General features: G+C 62.3%; 2 protein-coding genes. Both read right to left on the reverse strand.

The window, feature by feature from the left end; genetic code table 11:
- Positions 1–2,340, reverse strand: a 2,340-nt coding sequence (ligD, locus tag VFL62_RS00510; RefSeq protein WP_325170421.1) for a DNA ligase D, incomplete at its 3' end; no start/stop codon positions are given.
- A 1,073-nt stretch (positions 2,341–3,413) separates the two neighbouring features.
- The coding region (locus tag VFL62_RS00515) for a multicopper oxidase domain-containing protein (protein ID WP_325170422.1) at positions 3,414–3,874 on the reverse strand (461 nt) is incomplete at its 5' end.

The following is a 3,874-nucleotide window of genomic DNA, read 5'->3' on the forward strand; positions in this document are numbered from 1 at the left end:
GTCGTCGGGGTGATCCTCGGCCATCTGCATGCAGATCGCCTGCGCAAAGCCCTTGGCTTCCTTCCACGTCACCTCATCGCGCGCCCCTGATTTCAGCGGCGTCACCACATGCAGGCCCTTGCCGCCGGTGGTCTTGCAGAAGCTTTCCAGACCCAGTTCCACGAGGCGCTGGCGCATTTCCTTGGCCGCCTCGACGACCTCGGTAAAATCGACATTCGGCGCCGGGTCGAGGTCGAAGACCAGACGACCGGGCACTTCCGGCGCATCGGGCGCACAATTCCATGGATGCAGTTCGAGACCGCCGGATTGCGCCACCGCCGCCAGCCCCTCGACGCGATCGATCTGCAAATAGGGTTTGCGGTCGCCGAACACCTTGGCCAGCGTCAGCAGATCCGATGTACTCGGCATCGCATGGCGCTGGAAGAACTTTTCGCCATGGATGCCGTCGGGCGCCCGGATCACCGAACACGGACGCCCCTTCAGATGCGGCATGATCCAGTCACCAATCGTCTCGAAATAGCGCGCAAGATCGAGCTTTGTCACCGGCGTGCCGTCGCCGGCATCCGGCCACAGCTCCTTGTCGGGTTTCGAAATAACAACGCCCATCACGTCGCTGGATTTGTTCGACGCCTTCGGCGAGGGCTTGATCACGTTCACCATGGCGGGTTTCTCCGCGACGACTTCGCCGGCCGGCTTGTCCTGCCGCAGCCCCTTGAACGCCGCCTGGCGGATGTTGCCGCCCTCGGTGAAACCGGCGAATTCGATTTCGGCGACGAGTTCCGGCTTCAGCCAATGGATGTCGCGGGTCTTGCGCGGCGCATCCTTGCCGCCAAACGGGCTCTTGTCCGCCGCGGCCTTCTTCAGCGCCGGCATGATCCGCCGAACCGTATCCTGCCCGAAGCCGGTGCCGATCATCCCGACAAAGACAAGATGGCCGTCACGGTAGACGCCGGCCATCAGCGAGCGGAATTTGCCGTTCGTCGTTTTCCAGCCGCCAAGCACGACCTCCTGCCCGGCGCGGGATTTGCATTTGGTCCAGCTCTCGGAGCGGCCCGAACGGTAGGGCGCGCTCAGCTTCTTGGAAACGATGCCTTCGAGCTCCAGCTTCTTGGCGGATTGCAACACATCTTCGCCGTTGGCCTCAAAATGCTCGACATAGCGGATCGATTTCGCGGCCTTCCTGGGCAACGCCTCGATCAGCCGCTTCAACCGTGCTTTGCGTTCCACGAGCGGCAGGCGGCGAAGGTCCTCGCCTTCGGCGAACAACAGATCGAATGCGTAAAACACCAGCCGATCCGTCTTGCCGTCCGAAATTGCCGCCTGCAAAGCCGAGAAATTCGGCGCGCCATTGTGATCGAGCGCGACGATCTCGCCGTCGATCATCGCGTCCGGCAACGCCGCGCCGGCCTCGGCAATCGCCTCGAATTTGTCGGTCCAATCGAGACCCTTGCGCGTTTTCAGAGTTGCCGCGCCGTCCTCGGCCCGCAGCTGCACACGATAGCCGTCGAACTTGATTTCATGGCCCCAGCCGGTACCGCGCGGCGGCTGCTCGACCGAGGTACACAATTCGAAGGCGACGAAATCCGGCATCTCGTCGACCTTCGTTGCCTTGACCGGCGCGGCCACCCTGGTTCCGGCACGCGCCTTGATGCCGGCACGGGCCTTGTCACGGGCGTTGGCCGCCTCACCGCGGTTCGAATGCCAGACCGCATCGGCCTTGGCGTGGCCATTCGCCGTCATGAACGGCTTCGGCGCGTTGCCCTTGCCGGCGGCAATCTGCTCCATGCTGCGGCCCGAGGCGACCGAACGATCCTCCGCAAGGACAGCCTCGCCATCGCCGTCGCGCGCATATTCGTCGCGGTGCTTGATCAGGAGCCAGTTGGTGCGCTTGCCGCCGCTGCGGTCGTGGCGCATGCGTACCAGCACCCAGCTGCCATGCAGCTTGTCGCCATGCAGGGTGAACTTCAGATCGCCCTTCTTGAATCCCCTCTCGGGGTCGTCGGATTCCCAGGTGCCGCGATCCCACAGTTGTACCGTGCCGCCGCCATATTGCCCCTTGGGAATCGTGCCTTCGAAATCGCCGTAGTCGAGCGGATGGTCCTCGACCTCGACCGCAAGGCGCTTGTCGTGCGGATCGAGCGAAGGCCCCTTCGTCACCGCCCACGATTTGAAAACGCCGTCGAACTCGAGCCTGAGGTCGTAATGCAGCCGCGTTGCGTCATGCTTCTGGATTACGAAGCGACGTTGTTGCGACGGCGCCACCGCCGCGTCGCCGCTCGGCTCGGTGGTCTTTTCGAAATCCCGTTTCTTCCGGTAGGTGGCAAGGCTTTTGGGGGGCAAGGGTAATCTCGAAATCTAGCATTCGGGTTTAATGCGCTCGCAGCGGTACCATTCTAATGCGCCCATCCATTGGATGAAAAGACGCGCGACAGGCCGCCGACGAGCTAGCGGCTGGCTCCGCCTTTGGTCTTCCTGGCGAATCGCCTGTCGGTCGCCTTCGGCACCGTCTGACCGACTGCTGTCGATCTGGAACTAATCAGGGCCGAAGGAGATAGTTCCGCTTCTGGTGCGCTGGAGGCAAGCTCCCGCGTGCTCGCGACACGATGCGTCCGAGTTTTGCATGCTGTTCGCCCATGGAGGGCGCAGGGAAAGCCGGTTGCGCAGGCGCACCCGCAGCCTCGTATGCAGCAAAGAAAGCATACGAGTTAGTCACCACAGGTCGCCGGGACAGCCGGCCTTCCCTGCGCAATGGTTTTAACGCTTATTCCACACTCTCCCCGGCGATCGGGCTTTTTTGTCACCGTCATCAGCGCAATGCGAAGCATTGTCGCCAACTTGACGTCAGCGTCGAGACGTCAGGACCATGTGGCTTCACGTCCGCTTTGGCGAGGTTCGTCTCTCATCGCCAACGCGTCCATCGCATCCCGCGCCCAACGTTCGTGACGATCGCGATACGCCCCTCCTGGGGGCGCGAGACGCGCGAAGGTGTAGGCGTGATTTGCCCGTCGGCTTAAGCGGAATATTTTTGCAAAGAGGACTGGACAGCGTTGAGAAGCCAACCACTGATTTGCCCGTCGGGCAAACCGCTCGTATTCGCCAGCGAGAGCGGCGTGACGCGTGAAATCCGTGTCGGTCGGCGGAGTCCGCTTTGGTCCGCACGACCGCGGGGACCGCAAGCCTTTCGTCTGTCCGGCTTGAATTTGGGGCTGCCCGACACACAGAGCCCGACCAGATCGGCCTAGGCGTGCTCGTCGATCCACTTCCGCCGCACGGCGAACTCGTCCCGGAAGTGACGATGTGGGTAATCGGACCGCCGAAGCAGGTCAACCCGAGCTTAAGGAGATAAGCAGGATCTCAAGTGGCGAGCCGCGGCCGACAAGGACGGTCGTTGTTTCGGCGGTGATATCCATGTGTCACACGTAATCGAAGAGGGCCATGAAACCGAAATCCATGTGCAGTTGCTGATGGCAGTGGAAGAGCGTCGCGCCCGGGTTGTCGGCGATGAAGTCGAACTCGATCTTCTGAAAGCCGGCGAGCATGACCACGTCCTTGAGCATACCTACCGTCGGCTTGCCGCCGACCTGCACCAACTCGAAGCTGTGGCGATGCAGGTGCAGCGGGTGGATGTCGTCGCTCGCGTTGCGGAATTTCAGGCGATAGCGCCGCCCCTCCCGCACTTTATACATCGGCTTCATCGCCTGCATCGAGAACGCCTCGCCGTTGAGCGTCCATTGGTTGAAGCCGTTCAGCGCGCCGTTGCGCTTGACGATGGTGAATTCCATCGTCTCGTCCGGCTTGGCCGACGACGCGCCGGGCTTGCCGAACAGCGTGTAGTCCCACTTGTAGGGCTTCGGCTTGGTCCACTGCGGCTTCC

Source organism: Bradyrhizobium sp. (assembly GCF_035701725.1).
GTDB lineage: Bacteria > Pseudomonadota > Alphaproteobacteria > Rhizobiales > Xanthobacteraceae > Bradyrhizobium.